The organism is Brevundimonas sp. EYE_349 (genome assembly GCF_023147505.1).
Taxonomy (GTDB): domain Bacteria; phylum Pseudomonadota; class Alphaproteobacteria; order Caulobacterales; family Caulobacteraceae; genus Brevundimonas.
Window position 1 is genome coordinate 172,981 of sequence record NZ_JAHXPB010000005.1, and the last position, 18,482, is coordinate 191,462.

Here is an 18,482-nt window from a genome sequence, read left to right on the forward strand (position 1 = left end):
GGTCTCTTTCGGTCGGGCCGATCATTCAAGGCGCCCGTTGGAAGGGTAAGGCCCCGCAGACACGACCAAATCGTGGCGACGCGGCGTCCCGCCGATAAAATCAGCGTCGGAGGATAATGCAAAGGACTATTGCAGGTTCAGCGCAACCACGGCCCCGGATCGATGGGTCGTTCGTCGCGGCGCAGTTCGAAATAGACATCGCCGTCCGGCCCGCTTCGGCCCAGGGTCTGGCCGTCCGCCACACGCGCGTCGCCGTGGACGTCGACGCTTTCCAGCCCGGCGATCACCGCGCGCCAGCCGGGGCCGAGGTCCAGCACCACCACCTGCCCCCAGCCGGTCAGCGGCCCGGCGTAGGCGACCTTGGCGTCGGCGGGCGCCTTGATCGTCGTCCGGTCCGCGCGCCAGCGCCAGCCGGACGTCCCCGGCCCCCAGGTCTGGGTCGGCGCGCCGCCGACCGGCGGGCTGAGACGGGCGCGGTTGGCGGGCAGGCGCGCCGTGCGCGTCTCGACGGCCTCGGCCTCCGGCACGGCGCCGCCCAGATCGCGAATGCGGCGCTCCAGAACGTCGGCGGCGCGTTCGGCGGCCCGCGCCTCGGCGTTCAGCACGGCGGTCAGGGCGGTCTTGCGCGATGTCAGCCCCTCGATCTCGGCCCGACGATCCCCCTGGGCGCTCTCGGTCGTCAGCAGGCGTTCGGACGACAGGACGGCCAGGCGCCGGATGCGCATGATCTCGGCCTGACGCGCCGCAAGGGCCTGGGCGCGGCGCTCCAGGTCAGGGGTCATGGCCTTGAGCAGGATGGAGGCGCGCACGGTGGCGATGGCCTTGTCCGCCGGGACCAGAAGCGGCGGGGGAGGGCGGCGGCTCATCATCTGCAGCGCGCTGAGCAGGCGGCTCTGGGCGCCCCGCTCACGCGCCAGGCTGGAGACCAGTTCGGCCTCGCGTTCGCTGAGTTGCCTAAGACGCGCGCGCTGATCGTCGATCTGGCGGTCGTCGTTGCGGGCGTCGGCGCGCAGGGTGGCCAGACGGCGCTCCAGCTGGGCCAGTTCGACCTTGGCGGCGTCGGCGTCGGCGCGAAGACGGCGCGCCCGCACCGCCTCGTCGCGATATTCGGCCTGGATGCGCGACAGTTCGCTTTCCGGCGCCTGCCGTCCCACGGCGGGCGCGGCGCAGACAAAGCCGGTCAGCAGGGCGAGGGAAAGGGGCAGAGCGCGACGCATCTCAGTCGCGATGATACGGCGATCCGGCCAGGATGGTCACGGCCCTATAGAGCTGTTCGGCCAGCATGGCGCGGGCCAGGGCGTGGGGCCAGGTCTGAGGGCCGAAAGCCAGGGTCGAGGATGCCGCAGCCCGCACGCTGTCGTCCAACCCGTCCGCCCCGCCGATGGCGAAGACCAGACGGCGTTCGCCCTGATCACGCAGCCTGGCGATATGGTCGGCGAAGGCGCGCGAGGAATAGGTCTTGCCGCGTTCGTCGCAGGCGATCAGGTGCGCGCCCTGGCTGGCGGCCAGGATCAACTCGGCCTCTGGCGCCTTGCCCGGCTTCCGGGGTTCCAGATCGATCAGTTCCAGGGGCCCCAGGCCCAGCGCGCGTCCCGCAAGGGTGGCGCGCCGGGCGTAGTCGTCGGCCAGCGTCGCCTCAGGCCCCCGGCCCGGCCGGCCGATGGCGACGATGCCCAGCTTCATGGTGTCAGTCGCGCGCGGTGCGGTGCGCGGAATCGACAGCCCAGATCTTCTCGATGTTGTAGAAGGTGCGGACCTCGGGGCGGAACAGGTGGACGATCACGTCGCCGGCGTCGATCAGCACCCAGTCGCAATGCGGCAGGCCCTCGACCTTGGCCTTGCCCAGACCCTGCTCCTTCAGGGTGCGCAGCAGGTGGTCGGCGATGGCGCCGACGTGACGGTGCGATCGGCCGGACGCCACGATCATGGTGTCGGCCATGGCGCTTTTGCCCTTCAGGTCGATCAGGACCAGGTCCTGGGCCTTATCTTCGTCGAGGCGGCTCAGCAGGGCTTCTTCCAGCGGGGTGGAGCCGACCGGGCGGGGGGCGGACTCGCCAAAAGCCAGGTTGGATTCAGGGCCGTCTTCGGAATGGAGAGGTTCGATAGGGTCCATCTCGTGCGCCGTGTTCGAAACGGCGGCGTCTTGCGTATCGTACGCGGGCGAGGGGGTCAGCGGAGGGCTCCGGGAGCGTTGACTAAAGACGCCCTCTAGCACGGATGGGCCGAAACGTGAACCGGCGCCGCAATCACGCCCCCGTGGGCGATGCTGTGGGCGATCCCGAGGATGCGCCCGCGCGGCGCGCCCCGGCGCTGCGAATGGCCGTCGAGGACAGCGGATTCAGCGGCGCGGTAAGATAGGTCCAGGCCGGGGCGACCAGGGTCGGCAACAGGCCCGCCTCGCGCTCGGGAATGCGGAAACCGGCGAAGCGGGCGGCCGCCGGGGCGGTGCGGCTGTCCAGCAGAGAGCCCGGCCGGGCGATCACCGCGACCGGCATCAGACGCATGATGTCGGTCCATCCGCGCCAGCGGTGGAAGCTGGCCAGATTGTCCGACCCCATCAGCCAGACGAAATGCACGCCGGAATGCCGCGCGACGAGAAGGCGCAGGGTGTCGACCGTCCAGGCGGTGCCGGCCCGGCTCTCGAAATCCGAGACGATCATGGACGGGCCGTGGGCGTGGGCGCGGGCCGAGGCCATCCGCTCGCCCAGGGGGGCGCTGTGGCGGGCGTCCTTCAGCGGGTTCTGAGGCGAGACGAGCCACACCACCCGGTCCAGGCCCAGACGGCGCATGGCGGTTTCCGCCACATGGGCGTGGCCGTCGTGCGCCGGATTGAACGAGCCGCCGAACAGCCCGACCTTCATGCCCGGCGCCAGGATCAGGCCGTCGCGCAGCGCCCCGGAACGGGGGCCGGCGCCTTTGGGCGCGGGACCGGCGTGGAAGAAGGACAAACGGCGTCTCGGGCGGGGAGTTATGCTCAGCGGCGCCCTTATAGCGCGGGACTTTGTTCAGCCTACAGAAATCATTTCAGACGGCGGCTTCGAACAGGGCGTCGCGCGCGATGTCGGCGTGGGTCATGGGGAACAGATGCCCCCCGCCCCGCACCACGTCGACCTTGACGTTCGGAAGGCCGCGCGGCGCCGCAGGCAGTTGGGTCAGCGCCCCATGTTCGGCCTTCAGGATATGGACGGGCCCAGCGTAGCGGCGCAGCGCGCGCCAGGGATCGTGCGCCTGGGCGGCGTAGTTGGCGGCCTCCCACGCCGGGGCGGCGGCTAGATCGAAGCCGTCCTGGCCTTCCGTCTCGACCAGCCCCTCGGACAGATAGTCGGCCAGAACCGCGTCTGGCCAACCCTTGAAGGCGCCGCGCCCTCGATAGGCCGCCATGGCCTGTTCGCGGCTGTCGAACCGGCTGCGACGGCGGCGCGCAGCCGCCGCGATCGGGATGCGTCCCACGAACCGATGGGCGAAGGGCAGGTTGAAGGCTGCGACCGCCGCGCGTTTCCAGATTACCGGATCGAACAGCACCAGGCTGGAGACTCGATCGGGCCTTTCAGCCGCGGCCAGCAAGGAGGCGGTCCCGCCCATTGAATGACCGGCCATCACCACCGGCGGCCCGTCCACCGCCTCTAGCAGCGCCAGCAGGTCGTCGCGGTGATCGCGCCAGCTGGTCTTGGGTCGGGCGAAGGTCGGCAGGGTCGAGCGGCCGTGGCCGCGCAGGTCCGGCGCCCAGATGCGCAGCGACGTCGAGAGGGGCGACAAGAGGCTGCGATAGGTGGCGGCGTTGAAGCCGTTGGCATGGCTGAAGATCAGATCGACCGGCCGGTTCGGATCACCGAAGTCCAGCACCGCCATCTCGCCGGCGCCCCAGCGATTGTCGATGGGCACGGACAGGCGGCGCGGTGGGGACATCAGCGCCGCATCCATGATCAGGCCGCCTCGCGACAGGCGGCGCAGCGGCCGTGCGCCTCGATGGTGGTGCGGACGATGGCGTAGCCGGCGGCCGAGGCGGCGGCGGCCATGGCGCCATGGTCCGGGCCTGTGACCTCCCGCGTTGCGCCGCAACAGTCGCAGATCAGGAAGGCGGCGGCGTGGATGGCGTCGCCCTCTTCGCTGCTGCAGGCGACATAGGCGCTGATGGAGGCGATGCGGTGGGCCATGCCCAGCCGCTCCAGAAACTCCAGCGCGCGATAGACGGTGGGCGGCTTGGCGGCCTGGCCGTCCTCGCCGAAGCGGGCGATCAGGTCATAGGCCTTGACCGGCTCTCCGGCCTCCAGCAGCAGGGCCAGCACGCGGCGGCGTTGGGCGGTCATCCGCTCGCCGTCCTTGACCGCGCGCGCCTCGGCCTGGGCCAGGGCGCGATCCAGCGCGCCGCCCTTCAGGCCGGAATGGTCGTGATCGTGATCGCAGGCGCTGCCCATGGCCCACAGCTAATGGCTGAGGCCCCTGGCTGCAACCGAAGCATCGCGGGTTTGCCGCTGACGCGGGCTTGGGTTAGAAGGCGCGCCTCATAACTTCATTATCCAGAGCGTCCTCGCTTCATGACCGACACGAACAACTCGCCGCTCGAAGGCAATGTCCTCTTCTATGTGAACCCCGAGCCGCTGGATCAGAGCGTTCATGGGACCTTGGGCGTCAATCCGACCGACAAGCCCTACGCCTTCGTGGCCCAGACGAACATCGTACCGCTGACGGTCACCGAGTTCGCCGCCGCCGCCCTGTCGTATCCGATCATCTTCACCGGCGATAACCGCCAGCCGGTCGTGGTCATGGGGCTGCGCCAGGGTGAGAACCTGTTCGTCGCCGACGACGGCGAATTCCGCGCCGACGCCTATGTGCCCGCCTATGTCCGTCGCTATCCGTTCGTCTTCGCCGACGACAAGCAGAACCAACGTCTGATCCTGTGCATCGACCGCGGCGCGGCCATCGTCGCCGAGGGCGGCGAGAACCCGCTGTTCGTCGAGGGCCAGCCCAGCGACTACACGAACATGGCGATGGAGTTCTGCAACAACTTCGAACAGGAACGCCAACGCACGGAAAGCTTCGTCCAGCTGATCAAGGACCTGGACCTGCTGGACACGCGCGACGCCGTGTTCACGCCGCGCAACCCCGACGGCACGCCCGGCGAGCCGCAGAAGCTGGCCGAATACTACGCCGTGTCGGAAGACAAGCTGCGCGCCCTGCCGGCCGAGAAGCTGGCCGAGTTGCGCGACAACGGCGCCCTGGGCCAGATCTACGCCCACCTGGTGTCGCTGCTGGGCTGGGACCGCCTGATCGCCCTGGCCTTCCTGCGTCAGGCGCAGCCGACGACGGTCAACTAAGACGGACGTTCAGACCAAAAAAGACGCCCCGACGGTTCGCGCCGTCGGGGCGTCTTCATTTTCAGCGCCGCGAGAAGACCGCGCGCGTCAGACACGAGAAGACCAGCCGCCCCGCCTCGTCCAGCAGGTCGTGCGAGGCGATGACGATGCCCTTTTCGTCGCCGACCGGATCCTTGCCCATCACCGTCATCCGCCCGCGCAACAGCTCGCCCGCCGGGGGATTGCGCATATAGCGCAGGCCGTCGACGGCCAGGACCTTGGTCTGGGCCCAACCGCCAGACTTGTCGGCGGCCAGACGGCTCCACAGCACATAGACCATGGCGTCCGGCGCGCCATAGGCCATGTCCCAACCCGGCGCGAACCGTTCGACGAACACATCCAGCGCCGACTGATCGACCGCGCAGGCGCCCAGGGGCACGACCTGTCCCACTTCCAGGTCTTCAAAATGGACGTGCAGCGGGTCGCTCATGCGCGGGCCTTCCGTGACAGTATCAGGCGGGTTCCTCGGAAACCCGGACCAGCAACTTGCCGTCGTGATCGCCCGTGAACAAGCGGTTCAGCGAATCGACCGCGCCTTCCAGGCCGTCCTCGACGTGCACCTTCCATTTCACCCGGCCATCGGCCAGCCAAGGCCCCATCTCGGCGACCATCTCCTTGGCGCGCGCGGCGTAGTCCAGGACCAGGAAACCCTGGACATGCAGACGATGGGTGATGATGCGCGCGAAGTTCGGCGACGGCGGCGCCTTGGTCGCATTGTAGGACGAGACCAGGCCGCACACCGCCATGCGGCCATGCACCTTCAGGCGGTTGAACACCGCAATCATGATGTCGCCGCCGACGTTCTCGAAGTTCAGATCGATGCCGTCCGGGGCCAGCCGGTCCAGCGCCTCGCCCACGTCCTCGTTCTTGTAGTCGATGGCCGCGTCAAAGCCGAGTTCGTCGGTCAGCCAGGCGCATTTCTGCGGCCCGCCGGCGATGCCGATGACGCGGCAACCGCGCTGTTTGGCGATCTGGCCGGCGATGGAGCCGACCGCCCCGGCCGCCGCAGAAATGACGATCGTCTCGCCGGTCTTGGCCTTCAGCACATCGGTCACGCCGAAATAGGCGGTCAGGCCCGTCATGCCCAGCACCGACATATTGGCCGTCAGCGGCAGGCCCGGCGCGCGGTGGACCGGACGCAAGCCGCCCTCCGACACGACGGCGTAGTCGGCCCAACCGCCCGAGGTCGGCATGACCACGTCGCCGGCCTTGAACCGGCTGGAGCGTGAGGCCTCGACCACGCCCAGGGTCAGGCCGCGCATGACCTCGCCGATTCCCACCGGCGGCAGATAGCCTTCCGTATCGTTCATCCAGGTGCGGTTGGTGGGGTCCAGCGACAGATAGACGGTGCGGACCAGCACCTCGCTCTCGGCCAGATTGGGGACGGGCGTCTCGACCAGCTCAAGGTCGCCGGGCTGGATCAGCCCCTTGGGCCGTTGGCGCAGCACCCATTGTCGATTCGTCTTGCCGCCTTTCGAAGCCATCCGCGTCTCTCCTGAAGGTTTTCTTTGACCACCATCTTGAGCCGGACGGGACGGCGGGTCGAGACGAGGCGCAAGAAAAAAGCGGCCCTTGCGGACCGCTTTGAAGTGGCATCATCGAGAATGAGGCGCGGAGGCGGCATGACCGGCTGTCGCCAGTCAAGTCGGGGGGCGTCGCCGCCTCCGCACTCCGATAACGGCGCCGCGTGGTGGCGGTTCCCGGCGGCCTTGCTTTTCTTTTCAGCCGGTCCAAACCCCGTCTGCACCACGGAAAAGGCCCCGTCGCCACGGGCGATCGGGGCCTTATAGCCACCAGCCTGGCTCAGACCTCAGGCGGCCTGTTTCTGGCGGGAGGGGTGGAAGAACAGCGCCTGACTAATCGCCGCCTTCACCGTTTCCGGCTGGAACGGCTTGGTGATCAGGAAGGTCGGCTCGGGCCGTTCGCCCGTCAGCAGACGCTCCGGGAAGGCGGTGATGAAGATCACCGGCACGTCCAGCGTCTTCAGGATGTCCTTCACCGCGTCGATCCCGGATGACCCGTCAGCCAGCTGAATGTCGGCCAAAACCAGGCCCGGCTTGTGGCGAGCGACGGCGTCGATGGCCTCGTCATGCGTGGTGGCGGTGCCGGTGACGCGGTGGCCCAGTTCCTGCACCAAACTCTGGATGTCGGCCGAGATGATGGCCTCGTCCTCGATCACCAGGACGTCGGTGGCCAGTTCGGCGTCGATATCGGCCTGGGCGTCGGCGATCAGCCGCTCGACGTCGCGCGGGTCCGCCGACAGGATCTGGGCCGCCTCGGACGGGGTGAACCCTTCCAGCGCGGTCAGAAGGAAGGCCTGGCGCGAACGCGGCGCGATGCGCAGCAGCCGCTGCGAGGCGTCGCCGGTGGTCTCCAGCTCGCCCGTTTCCAGCTGGGCGCCGGTCGATGACCAGATGGCGTGAAACACGTGATAGAGAGCCACGCGGGGCGTCATGTCCGAAGACAGCTGCTGCTCGCCGGCCGCCAAAGCCTCCAACGCGACGCGCACATAGTTGTCGCCCGTGGATTGATCGCCGGTCAGGGCGCGGGCGTAGCGACGCACGTAAGGCAGGTGCGGCGCGAGTCTAGCCAAAAGGCTCATTCAGATAGTCCCCGACAAATCTCCGCCGTCCCGGCAAGGGAAAGCGCTACAGCGATGCTGAACGTATCATATCGGTCGCGGTTCCCCAGTTTCGATCAAGCTTGGGCGTAAAATCTGTTTCATGGAGGAACCGGCCCGGCGGGACGACGTTAAGGGCTGGCATCTCTGCGACGACCGTTGGGTGGGCCTTGTTCTGTCTATGATTGATTCTAATGACTCCTCGCGCCTGGGGGGCGCCGACAAAACAGGGGAGGCAGACCTGGAAGAAGCCCGCCTTCGCCAACAGGCCATCGGCGTGAAGCTGCGCCATATGTTCGACGAAGTCGTCAACGAGCCGGTGCCGGACGAGTTCCTGGAAATCCTGAAACGCGCTGACGCCAGGGCGGCGGACGGTCCCGCATGAGCACCTCACGCCTGGGAGCCGCCCCGAAGCCGGCGTCAGCCGACGACGAAGGCTTCAAGCGCGAACTGGTGCTGCTGATCCCGCATCTGCGCGCCTTCGCCCGCACCCTGACCGGCGATCCCACCGCCGCCGACGACCTGGCGCAGGACGTCATGATGAAGGCCTGGGACGCGCGCGCCAGCTATCAGATGGGCACCAACATGAAGGCCTGGACCTTCATGATCCTGCGCAACCAGTTCTATTCGGAGAAGCGCCGCTCGTGGCGCCAGTCGCAGCTGGACCAGGAAGCCGCCGAACGCACTCTGGTCGCCGTCGATGACCCCGAGGCGCCCGTCGCCCTGGACGAACTGCGTCAGGCGCTGAAGACCCTGCCGGAAGAACAGCGCGAAGCGCTGATCCTGGTCGGCGCCGGCGGCTTCGCCTACGAAGAGGCGGCCGAAATCTGCGGCTGCGCGGTCGGCACCGTCAAGAGTCGCGTCAGCCGGGCGCGACGCGCGCTCCTGGCCACGCTGGAAAAGGGCGGTTACAGCCGTGACGGCCAGGCGGCCGGCGAGGCCATGCGGACCATTCTGGGCGAGGCCGACAGGCTGGCCGGCGCACGGAGCTGATCGGCGGTGAATGCGCCGTCTGACGCCCCACGGCCGCGCCTGGCCCGCACATGGACGAAGGACCGGTTCCAGGGCATCCGCTTTCGGCTGGGCATGGCCATGGCCATGGCCCTCCTGCCGATATTCGTCCTCAGCCTGATCCAGACCCAGGCCGATTTCCGACGTCAGGCCGAGGACCGTCAGGTCGATCTGCAGCTGGCGGCCGAACGCAGCGCGTCGGACGCCAAGGCGCAGTTGGACAGCGCCCAGGTTCTTCTGCGCGCGCTCAGCCCCGACGCGGCTGGGCCCTATTGCGCGGCGCGGCTCACGGCCCTGGTCGGTCGGCTGGACGGCTATGAGGGGCTTTATCGCATCAGCCCGACCGGCGAGGCGACCTGCGCCTCCGATCGACAGGGCGGCCTGCGGTCCGGCGTGGCGCCCGCGACGAACGCCCCGTGGTTTCAACGTCTGCGCAACGGCGAGGACCTGGTGGTCATGCGCGCGCCCGAGGACGCCGGCTATCACGCCGCCCTGATCGTGGCGACGCGGGCCGAACGGCCGATGGGCCGATTCGACGGCGCCATGGTGGCGGTGATCCCGCTGTCGGCGCTGCAACCCGACCTGAACGACCCCGCCCTGCCCTCAGGCTCTCAAGCGGCCCTGACCGACGGCGGCGGGCGCATACTGACCGCCAGCGAGGCCGGCGTCTTCCGCCTGTCTGGAGGCGACGATCTGGCGGGCTGGGTTTCGCGGGCGCGGGCGCAGGGGTCAGCCGTGTTCGAGGCGCGCGACGCTAGCGGCGAGCGGCGCGACTACGCCGGGGCGGCCCTGGCCGGCGGCGATCTCTACGCCCTGCTGTCCGCCCCGTCTCAGGGGCTGCTGTCCTGGGCGCGGCTGAATCCGATCGGCACGCTTCTGCTGCCGCTGGGCGCCTGGCTGACGGCGTTCGCGGCGGTGATGCTGTTGTCCGAACGCATCTTCATTCGCTGGCTGGACTATCTGGAGCGGGTGGCGGCCATCTATGCGCGGGGGCGGTTTTCCGTGCGGCCGCTTCAGGCCATGAACGCGCCCGCCGAAATCCGCACCATGGCCAAGACGCTGGACGAGATGGCCGAGGCCATCACTGCACGCGACCGTGAACTGACCGACGCCCTGGCCGAGAAGGACGCGCTGATGCGCGAAATCCATCACCGGGTGAAGAACAATCTGCAGATCATCTCGTCCCTGCTGTCGATGCAGCAGCGGGCCCTGACCGACGCCCCGGCCAAGGCCGCGTTGGGCGACACGCGCCAGCGGATTTCGGCGCTCGCCCTGATCTATCGCACCCTTTATCAAAGCGCCGACATCCGCCACGCGGATGCGCGCGAATTCCTGAATGAATTGGTCGGCCAGCTGATCGCCAGCGAGGTCGGGCGCGGCCCGGTGGTCATCAGTTCGGTGGACGCCGATTCCCTGCACGTCGATCCGGACAAGCTGGCGCCGCTGGCGCTGTGGCTGGTCGAGGCGGTCACCAACGCCCAGAAGCACGCCTTCGCGCTGAACGGCGGCGAGCTGAAGGTGCGGTTCCGCGTCCAGGGCGACACCTCGGTTCTGGAAGTCGAGGACAACGGTCCCGACGCGCCCGCCGGCGCGGAGGTCGGGGTGGGACGCACCCTGATGAGCGCCTTCGCCAAACAGCTGCGTGGCGAAACCGAATTCGTAGCGGCGCCGGGCGGCGGAACCATCGCCCGCATGACCTTCGCCACGCCCGAGGCGCTGATGCCGGTCGATCCGCTCGACAAGTCTGCGGACGGCAAAGGAACCGCCGCCGGGGGGTCGCGTTGATCAGGCAAGACCGGGGTGTTCGCCTCGGCCAACCCTGGAGTCTCTTCATGCGCAAGATGTTCGTTCTGGTCGCCGCCGCCGCCGCCCTGACCACCGCCGCCTGCAACACAGTCGAAGGCGTCGGCCGCGACACCCAGGCCGCCGGCCAGGCCGTCACCGGCGCCGCCCAAGACGCCAAGAACTGATTTCGACGCAGCCCCGGCTGCATCGACCGACTTGCAAGGCCCCGCTTCGTCGGGGCCTTGTTGGTTTCAGGACCGCCTTCAGGAGATCGCCGTGAACGACACCGCCCGCAACGCCGGCCTGGCCCTGCTGAAACAGCACGCCCTGATCGCAGGCGAGCCCATCCTGGCCAACGGATCGGGCGTCGCCGTGGACGACCCGGCGACCGGCGAAGTTATCGGCCATGTGCCGAACCTGGGAGCCGTCGAGACCGAGCGCGCCGTGGCGGCCGCGACCGATAGCTTCATCGACTGGTCCCGATCTGATCCGCACAAGCGCGCGACCTTTCTGCGAGCCTGGGCCGCGCTGATCGACGAGAATATCGAGGGTCTGGGCGCGTTGATGGCGCTGGAGAACGGCAAGCCGTTCGAGGAGGCCAAGGGCGAGGTCGTGTATGCCAACGGCTTTCTGAAATGGTTCGCGGGTCAGGCCGAGCGGCTGATCGGCGAGACCCAGGACAGCCCGCTGGGCCATCTGATCCTGACCTATCGCGAAGCCGTGGGACCGTGCGCCCTGATCACGCCCTGGAACTTCCCCGCCGCCATGCTGACGAGGAAGCTTGGCCCGGCCTTTGCGGCGGGCTGCACCGCCGTGGTCAAGCCGGCCAGCCAGACGCCGTTCACCGCCATCGCCTTGGCCGAGTTGGCCTATCAGGCGGGCCTGCCGAAGGGCGCTTTGTCCATCGTCACCGGCGATGCGGCCACGATCGGCAAGGCGCTGACCGACAGTTCCGACATCCGCAAGCTGAGCTTCACCGGCTCGACCGGCGTGGGGCGCAAGCTGGCCGAGCAGTGCGCGCCCACGCTGAAGCGGGTGTCGATGGAGCTGGGCGGCGCCGCTCCGCTGATCGTCTTCGCCGACGCCGATCTGGACCTGGCGGTCGCGGAAACCATCAAGGGCAAGTTCAGGAACTCGGGCCAGACCTGCGTCTGCCCCAACCGCGTTTATGTGCAGCGATCGGTCGCCGAGACCTATGCCGAAAAACTGGCCGCCGAGGTGTCGAAGATCAAGGTCGGCGCCGCCTTCGAAGACGGCGTGAAGGTCGGGCCGCTGATCGAGGACAAGGCTATCGACAAGGTCGAGAAGCACGTCGCGGCGATCAAGGCGGACGGCGGGCGCGTCCTGACCGGCGGATCGCGCCATGAGCTGGGCGGCCGCTTTTTCCAGCCCACCGTCACCCTGGGGGGAAACGACGAACTGTTCCGCGAGGAAGAGACCTTCGGCCCGATGATCCCGGTCTTCGTCTTCGACACCGAGGAGGAGGCGCTGGAGAAGGCCAACGCCAGCGACTACGGCCTGGCCTCCTATCTGTTCACCCGCGATCTGGACCGGGCCATGCGGTTCTCGCGCCGGATCGAGGCCGGGATGTGCGGGGTCAACACCGGCCTGATCTCCACCGCCGTCGCCCCGTTCGGCGGGGTCAAACAATCCGGCTATGGCCGCGAAGGCTCGATCCACGGCATCGACGAGTATGTAGACATCAAGACGGTGACCCTGGCGTTGAAGCCCGGCTGACGGGCAGGGGTAAAGGGCGGCTTGCGCTGCAACCGCCGAGGGTTAAGGTGCGTCCATGTTGACCGCACTTCTCGCCGCCGTCCTAATCCAGACAGCTCCGGCGCCATCGCCGCCTCCCGTCGTCTGGGCCGAGCCGCCGAGGGTTGAAACGCCGCCCAAGGCGCTGGAAGCCGGCGCTTCGGGATCGGTCGTGCTGCGATGCGTCTTCATGGAGAACGGCGCCGCCACGAACTGCGTCGTCGTTTCCGAGACGCCTGCGGGCATGGGCTTTGGTCGCGAGGCCATCCGCGGCGTCAGAACGGCGCGCGCTCAGCCCGGCCAGACCGGACCGCGCGAAGTCAGACTGAACTTCTCGACACGATGATCCTTGCGGTCACGCCTGTAATTCGTCGCGCTTCTGCGGCATAAGCCCGCGATGAAGTTCCTCGACCAGGCCAAGATCTATATCCGCTCCGGCAACGGCGGCGCGGGCTCCGTGTCGTTCCGACGCGAGAAGTTCATTCCCAACGGCGGTCCCGACGGCGGCGACGGCGGCAAGGGCGGCGACGTCTGGATCGAGGCGGTCGAGGGGCTGAACACCCTGATCGACTATCGCTATCAGCAGCATTTCAAGGCCCAGACCGGCCACCACGGCCAGGGCCGCCAGATGCATGGCGGCAAGGGCGAGGACGTGCATCTGAAGGTGCCCGTCGGAACGCAGGTTCTGGACGAGGACAAGGAAACGGTCCTCTTGGACATGGATGTGGCCGGCAAGGTCGAACTGCTGCTGAAGGGCGGCAACGGCGGCTGGGGCAATGTGCGCTTCAAGGGGCCGACCAATCAGGCGCCGACCTACGCCAATCCGGGCCAGGAGGGGCAGGAACGCTGGATATGGCTGCGGCTGAAGCTGATCGCCGACATCGGTCTGGCGGGCCTGCCCAATGCGGGCAAGTCGACCTTCCTGTCGGCCGCCAGCGCCGCCAAGCCCAAGATCGCGGACTATCCCTTCACCACCCTGGCGCCGAACCTGGGGATGGTGGACCTGTCGCCGTCCGAGCGGTTCGTCATCGCCGACATCCCCGGCCTGATCGAGGGCGCCAGCGAGGGCGCGGGCCTCGGCACCCGCTTTCTGGGTCACGTCGAACGCTCGGCCAGCCTGATCCACCTGATCGACGGCACGCAGGACGACGTGGTCGAGGCCTACCGGATCATTCGCGGCGAACTGGAGGCCTATGGCGAGGGCCTGGCGGACAAGGCCGAGATCCTGGCGCTGAATAAGATCGACGCCCTGACGCCCGAGGCGCGCGAGGAGAAGGCCGCCGAACTGGAGGCCGTCGCCGGTCGTCGCCCCATGCTGGTGTCGGGCGTGTCGGGCGAGGGCGTGCCCGCCCTGCTGCGCGCCGCCTGGGCCGAGGTGAAAAAGACCCGCGGCGCCCTGGCCGGCGAGAGCGAGGCGGACCAGATCAGCGGCTGGCAGCCCTGATCAGCCCTCCGCCGCAGGCTCCGGTCTGGGCTTGCGGCGAACCGGCTTGGGCTTGTCGGTCGTCTTGCCCTCGTCCGCATAGGGTTCGCCGTCGCCGGACAGCAGGACCGCCATCCAGCGCGATCCCCTGAACTCGGCCAGGATGGCCATCGCCATCACCGCCAGCGGCGTGGACAGGAACATGCCGACTACGCCCCACATCTTGCCGCAGAAGGCCAGGGCCAGCAGCACCACCACCGGGTCGATGTTCTGATTGTCGCCCTGCATCCGGGGCTGGATGAAGTTGCCGACCACGAACAGTATGACCTGCAGCCCGACCAGAAGGATGGCGGCGGGCCAATAGCTTTCGAACTGCGCCAGGGCGAAGATCGGCGGCGCCAAGCCCGCGATCGCCCCGCCCAGAACGGGAATGAAGCCGACGATGAAGATGACGAAGGTCCAGAACTCCGGGTTCTGAAGCCCCACGGCCCGCATCAGAATCCAGGCGACGACGCAGATCATCACCCCGGTCACCGACTGGACCCAGATATAGCCCTCGACACCGCCGCGCACGCGCTGGAACACCGCCACGGCCTCGTCCCGCTGGGCCTTCTGCGGGAACATGGCGACGATCTTCTTTCGGAACCCCGCCTGGGAGGCCAGCAGAAAGCCCAGATAGACCATCACGAAGAAGGCGCCGGACACGATCCCCTGGACCTGGAAGGCCATGGAGGTCAGCCACCCGCGCACATCCACGCCGTTGATCAGGTCCTGGGCCGTGGGCGGATTGTTCAGCCGCACCAGCCCATAGACGTCGCGAATGATCTGATCGATGCGCGGGCCGATGTTGGCCGAGACGCCCGACGCCTCGCCGAAGAAGCCGGCCGCCCCGTTCACGATGATGGCGATGGAGGCGAAGAAGGCCAGCACCACCAGCGTCAGAGCCGCGATCCCCGCCCACCGATGGCTCAGCGGCGTGCGCGCCTCGACCGACCGCTTCACCCCGTCGATCATGATCAAAAGGAAGATGGCCATGGCCAGCGGGGTCAATATGTCCCGCAGCCAGTACAGCGCCGCCCCCGCCGCCACGGTGGCGATCAGGGCGACGGCGTTTCGGGACACGGTCGAGGACGGAACAGCGACGGGGCTTTTCATCCTGGTCTTGTCGAACCGTGCGACGGCGGCGTCAATCGCTGTTCCGGCGGCGTTTGGAACGCGCTAGACCTTTCGTCGAGACGCCATCGGAGACCCCAATGCCCGACGCCCTGCCCGGCCTGTTCCTCGGCCAGTCCGACACAGCTCAGCCGGAAAACCTGCTGTTCAACCGCGCCAACCGCCACGGCGTGGTCGCCGGGGCCACCGGCACGGGCAAGACGGTGACGTTGCAGATCATGGCGCAGGGCTTTTCCGACGCAGGCGTGCCGGTCTTCTGCGCAGACGTAAAAGGCGACCTGTCGGGCATTTCGCAGGTCGGCGCGCCCAGCGACAAGCTGATCGCGCGCGCGACCGAAATGGGCCTGACCCTGACGCCGCGCGCGGCGCCGGTCGTGTTCTGGGATCTTTACGGCCAGAAAGGCCACCCGATCCGCACCACAGTCTCCGAGATCGGCCCGGTGCTGATGGCGCGGATGCTGGATCTGAACGAGGTTCAGGAGGGCGTGCTGACCGTTGCATATCATGTGGCCGACAGCGAAAAGCTTCTGCTGCTGGACTTCGACGATCTAAGAAGTCTCTTGGCATATGTCAGCGAAAACGCATCGAGAATCGGCAGAGAAGTAGGCGCCGTCGCCCCAGCCTCTATCGCCGCCATTCAGCGTGCATTACTGCAGCTAGAAAGAGAAGGCGGCGCGGGTTTCCTAGGTGAGCCAGCACTGAGGCTGGATGACATGGTGCGCACCAGCTTGGATGGCCGAGGCCAAGTAAATGTTCTCGACGCCACAAGATTAATGAACAATCCTCGCCTGTACGGGGCCTTCTTGCTTTGGTTACTTTCTGAGCTTTTTGAACAATTTCCAGAGATTGGTGATCCTGAAAAACCTAGAATGGTTTTCTTTTTCGACGAAGCTCACCTTCTTTTCCGCGACTCTCCCAAGTCCTTACTCGAGAAAATCGAACAACTGGTGCGCCTAATACGCTCAAAAGGCATCGGTATCTATTTCGTCACACAGAATCCAGCAGACATTCCGCCAACGGTATTAGGCCAATTGGGCAATCGCATTCAGCATGCGCTTCGTGCCTATACGCCAGCCGAGCAGCGTGGCTTGAACTTGGCAGCCGAGAGCTTCCGCACCAACCCAGCATTCGACACAGCCGAGGCGATCCAGGCGCTGGGCGTGGGCGAGGCCCTGGTTTCCGTGCTGGACGAGAAGGGCGCGCCGACCGTCGTGGCCCGCACCAAGATTCGCCCCCCGGCCTCGCGCCTGGGGCCCGCGACCGACGCCGAGCGCGCGGCGATCATGGCCGCCAGCCCGGTTCGCGGCCTGTACGATCAGGTCCTGAACCGCGAATCCGCCGCCGAAATCCTGGCCAACCGCCACAGTGCGGCCGATCAGGCGGCGGTTCAGGCGAAAGCCCAGGCCGAGGCCGACAAGGCCGCCCAGATCAAGGCCAAGGCCGACGAGAAAGCGGCGCAGGCTGCAGCAAAAGCGCAGGCCCAGGCCGAGGCGCGGGCGGCGCGGACGACGGCGGCCCCGCCTCGCCGCTCCACGCGCGAAACGCCGATTGAGGCCCTGACCAAGTCGGTCCTTCGCACCGCCGGGTCGACCCTGACGCGCGAACTGATGCGCGGCATCTTGGGCGGCCTCAAGAAACGCTAGATCGGGCCTGAGGTCTTGCAACGGGGCGGGGGCGAGCGCATCTCCCGCCCATGTTCATCCAGACCGAACCCACGCCCAATCCCAACGTGCTGAAGTTCCTGCCCGGCCGCGACGTGTCGCCGGCCGCCGCCCTGGACTATCGCACCATCGACGAGGCGACGGCCTCGCCCCTCGCCGAGGCCCTGTTCGAGCTGGAAGGCGTCGACGGCGTCTTCTTCGGCGCGGACTATGTGTCGGTGACCCGCCAGCCCCAGGGGCCGGAATGGTCGGAAATGAAGGCGCCGATTCTGGGCGTCGTCATGGATCATTTCGTCTCGGGCCAGCCGCTGACGCGCGGTGCGGACGCGGAAGTCGACGGCCATGCCGAGGACGACAGCGAGATCGTCGCCGAGATCAAGGCCCTGCTGGACAGCCGCATCCGCCCGGCCGTGGCCCAGGACGGCGGCGACATCCTGTTCGATTCCTTCGACGAGGCGACCGGGGTCCTGGCCCTGCGCATGCGCGGCGCCTGCTCGGGCTGCCCGTCCTCGTCCGCCACCTTGAAGGCCGGCGTCGAGCAGATGATGCGCCACTATGTGCCGGAAGTGACGCGGGTCGAGCAGACGCTGTAACGTCTGAAACCTTTTCGTCCTCGCCTTGGACACGCCGGTGCGCCATCCTGCGGGCTATGTCGCGTTTCATTCCCGATCCCGAAGCCCTGCGCCTGGGCGAGGCGCTGGCCGCCCTACGACGCGAGCGAGGCCTGTCGCAGGCCGAGGCTGGCGCGCGGCTGGATATGACCAGCCAAGGGTGGGGCCTGTATGAGGCCGGCCGACGCTCCGGCCTGTTTCGTCCCGATGTGCAACGCCGCCTGACCGGCGCGCTGGATTCCACGCCCGAGGCGTTGGCCTTAGCGCTAGGGCCAGAGACCGCGCCTTCGACCGGCAGGACGCCGACCGTCGCGTCGTCCGCGCAGGCTGTGGAAAGCCGGGGCCGCGCATTCGCCGGCGCTCCCAGCCAGATTCGCCGCCTTCAAGTCCTGAACGACGACTTGTCGCCCTGGGCGGATTCGGGGGTGGTGCTGGAATATGCGCTCGGGGTCTGGCCACGGCGTGGCCAAGGCTGCGTGATCGAGCTCGGCGGCGAAACCCGCGTCCGCATCTATGAGACCGGCGACGCGGAAACCGTCACCGTTCGCGGCGCGGCCCACTCGGACAAGATGGAGGTTCTGGCTCGCGGAGCCATCGACCGCCTGTCGGCCGTAACCGCAAGGCTAGAGCGGGAATGAAACAAAATCGTTGATTTCATCGCTCAGGCGTGAAACACACTCGTTATGGTCAATCCTCGCCACAACCTCTCTCCAAGGGCCGCTGAGCCGGTCGACGTCTTCGTCGGGGCACAGATCGCCGCGCGACGCATGGCGTTGGGCCTGTCGCAGTCGGCGCTGGCGGACCAGGTGGGCGTCAGCTTTCAGCAGGTGCAGAAATACGAAAGCGGGCGTAACCGCATATCGGCGTCGCGCCTGCATGGACTGGCCGTGGCGCTGGGCGCGCCCATCCAGGCCTTCTTTCCTCACAGAGTCGAGCCGTCGCCCGACCCAGACGCCGCCCTGCTGCGCGCCGTTTGCGCCACGGTCGAAGGCCGCACTCTCGCCCTCAGTTTCGCCCGAATGGAGAGCCGCGCCGTGAGGCAGGCCGTCACGCAGCTAGTAGAGGTTCTGGCCAAGCCCGCCTAAAAGG

General features: G+C 67.7%; 22 protein-coding genes. 12 read left to right on the forward strand and 10 right to left on the reverse strand.

Annotated features, from left to right (window positions below; translation table 11 throughout):
• Positions 1–137: 137 nt before the first annotated feature.
• The 6 genes from KZX42_RS10995 to KZX42_RS11020 form a co-directional block, all read right to left on the reverse strand.
• Positions 138–1,217, reverse strand: coding sequence for a peptidoglycan DD-metalloendopeptidase family protein (locus KZX42_RS10995; protein ID WP_248119383.1), 1,080 nt, complete (start codon positions 1,215–1,217; stop codon positions 138–140).
• 1 nt (position 1,218) lies between these two features.
• Positions 1,219–1,683 carry a 23S rRNA (pseudouridine(1915)-N(3))-methyltransferase RlmH gene (rlmH, locus tag KZX42_RS11000; protein ID WP_248119384.1) on the reverse strand — a complete coding sequence of 155 codons (465 nt, stop codon included), beginning with the start codon at positions 1,681–1,683 and terminating at the stop codon, positions 1,219–1,221.
• Positions 1,684–1,687: 4 nt separating this feature from the next.
• A complete protein-coding gene (gene rsfS, locus KZX42_RS11005; protein WP_248119385.1) occupies positions 1,688–2,113 on the reverse strand; it encodes a ribosome silencing factor in 426 nt (141 codons plus the stop codon).
• A 133-nt stretch (positions 2,114–2,246) separates the two neighbouring features.
• Positions 2,247–2,948, reverse strand: a complete 702-nt coding sequence (locus KZX42_RS11010) for a nicotinate-nucleotide adenylyltransferase (protein WP_248119386.1) — start codon at positions 2,946–2,948, stop codon at positions 2,247–2,249.
• 76 nt (positions 2,949–3,024) lie between these two features.
• Positions 3,025–3,921: an alpha/beta hydrolase gene (locus KZX42_RS11015; RefSeq protein ID WP_248119387.1), complete on the reverse strand. Its 897-nt coding sequence runs from the start codon at positions 3,919–3,921 to the stop codon at positions 3,025–3,027.
• A gap of 2 nt (positions 3,922–3,923) precedes the next feature.
• Positions 3,924–4,415: a Fur family transcriptional regulator gene (locus KZX42_RS11020; protein WP_248119388.1), complete on the reverse strand. Its 492-nt coding sequence runs from the start codon at positions 4,413–4,415 to the stop codon at positions 3,924–3,926.
• Between the two features lie 120 nt (positions 4,416–4,535).
• Between KZX42_RS11020 and KZX42_RS11025 the strand changes: the two genes are divergently transcribed.
• The gene (locus tag KZX42_RS11025) at positions 4,536–5,315 is read left to right on the forward strand and encodes a SapC family protein (protein ID WP_248119389.1); all 780 of its coding nucleotides are present in this window, start codon (positions 4,536–4,538) and stop codon (positions 5,313–5,315) included.
• A 61-nt stretch (positions 5,316–5,376) separates the two neighbouring features.
• On the opposite strand, the gene KZX42_RS11030 is transcribed toward KZX42_RS11025, so the two are convergent.
• From KZX42_RS11030 to KZX42_RS11040, 3 genes are all read right to left on the reverse strand, one after another.
• A complete protein-coding gene (locus KZX42_RS11030; protein ID WP_248119390.1) occupies positions 5,377–5,784 on the reverse strand; it encodes an acyl dehydratase in 408 nt (135 codons plus the stop codon).
• 22 nt (positions 5,785–5,806) lie between these two features.
• Entirely contained in the window at positions 5,807–6,838 is a 1,032-nt protein-coding gene (locus KZX42_RS11035) for an NADP-dependent oxidoreductase (protein WP_248119391.1), read from the reverse strand.
• A 326-nt stretch (positions 6,839–7,164) separates the two neighbouring features.
• Entirely contained in the window at positions 7,165–7,956 is a 792-nt protein-coding gene (locus tag KZX42_RS11040; RefSeq protein WP_248119392.1) for a response regulator, read from the reverse strand.
• Positions 7,957–8,155: 199 nt separating this feature from the next.
• On the opposite strand from KZX42_RS11040, the gene KZX42_RS11045 reads away from it, so the two are divergent.
• From KZX42_RS11045 to obgE, 7 genes are all read left to right on the forward strand, one after another.
• Positions 8,156–8,359 (forward strand): NepR family anti-sigma factor, encoded by a 204-nt coding sequence (locus tag KZX42_RS11045; RefSeq protein ID WP_248119495.1) that lies wholly within the window; start codon positions 8,156–8,158, stop codon positions 8,357–8,359.
• Positions 8,356–8,967 carry a sigma-70 family RNA polymerase sigma factor gene (locus KZX42_RS11050; RefSeq protein WP_248119393.1) on the forward strand — a complete coding sequence of 204 codons (612 nt, stop codon included), beginning with the start codon at positions 8,356–8,358 and terminating at the stop codon, positions 8,965–8,967. The genes KZX42_RS11045 and KZX42_RS11050 overlap by 4 nt, the downstream gene beginning before the upstream one ends.
• Positions 8,968–9,066: 99 nt before the next feature.
• Positions 9,067–10,770: a sensor histidine kinase gene (locus KZX42_RS11055; protein ID WP_248119394.1), complete on the forward strand. Its 1,704-nt coding sequence runs from the start codon at positions 9,067–9,069 to the stop codon at positions 10,768–10,770.
• Positions 10,771–10,817: 47 nt separating this feature from the next.
• Complete coding sequence (locus tag KZX42_RS11060; RefSeq protein ID WP_248119395.1) at positions 10,818–10,955, forward strand: entericidin A/B family lipoprotein; 138 nt, start codon at positions 10,818–10,820, stop codon at positions 10,953–10,955.
• A 91-nt stretch (positions 10,956–11,046) separates the two neighbouring features.
• On the forward strand, positions 11,047–12,507 hold the full coding sequence (locus KZX42_RS11065) for an NAD-dependent succinate-semialdehyde dehydrogenase (RefSeq protein ID WP_248119396.1): 1,461 nt from the start codon (positions 11,047–11,049) through the stop codon (positions 12,505–12,507).
• 55 nt (positions 12,508–12,562) lie between these two features.
• Positions 12,563–12,871: a TonB family protein gene (locus KZX42_RS11070; RefSeq protein ID WP_248119397.1), complete on the forward strand. Its 309-nt coding sequence runs from the start codon at positions 12,563–12,565 to the stop codon at positions 12,869–12,871.
• 51 nt (positions 12,872–12,922) lie between these two features.
• Positions 12,923–13,969 carry a GTPase ObgE gene (gene obgE, locus KZX42_RS11075; protein ID WP_248119398.1) on the forward strand — a complete coding sequence of 349 codons (1,047 nt, stop codon included), beginning with the start codon at positions 12,923–12,925 and terminating at the stop codon, positions 13,967–13,969.
• On the opposite strand, the gene KZX42_RS11080 is transcribed toward obgE, so the two are convergent.
• Positions 13,970–15,103, reverse strand: a complete 1,134-nt coding sequence (locus KZX42_RS11080; RefSeq protein ID WP_248119399.1) for an AI-2E family transporter — start codon at positions 15,101–15,103, stop codon at positions 13,970–13,972. It abuts the gene before it with no gap.
• A 98-nt stretch (positions 15,104–15,201) separates the two neighbouring features.
• Between KZX42_RS11080 and KZX42_RS11085 the strand changes: the two genes are divergently transcribed.
• Genes KZX42_RS11085 through KZX42_RS11100 form a run of 4 tightly spaced genes read left to right on the forward strand, consistent with a single transcriptional unit; the run spans position 15,202 to position 18,478 of the window.
• Positions 15,202–16,764 (forward strand): helicase HerA-like domain-containing protein, encoded by a 1,563-nt coding sequence (locus tag KZX42_RS11085; protein ID WP_248119400.1) that lies wholly within the window; start codon positions 15,202–15,204, stop codon positions 16,762–16,764.
• A gap of 50 nt (positions 16,765–16,814) precedes the next feature.
• Positions 16,815–17,375, forward strand: a complete 561-nt coding sequence (locus KZX42_RS11090; protein ID WP_248119401.1) for a NifU family protein — start codon at positions 16,815–16,817, stop codon at positions 17,373–17,375.
• Between the two features lie 56 nt (positions 17,376–17,431).
• The gene (locus tag KZX42_RS11095) at positions 17,432–18,031 is read left to right on the forward strand and encodes a helix-turn-helix transcriptional regulator (RefSeq protein WP_248119402.1); all 600 of its coding nucleotides are present in this window, start codon (positions 17,432–17,434) and stop codon (positions 18,029–18,031) included.
• A gap of 45 nt (positions 18,032–18,076) precedes the next feature.
• Complete coding sequence (locus KZX42_RS11100; protein ID WP_248119403.1) at positions 18,077–18,478, forward strand: helix-turn-helix transcriptional regulator; 402 nt, start codon at positions 18,077–18,079, stop codon at positions 18,476–18,478.
• Positions 18,479–18,482 lie beyond the last annotated feature (4 nt).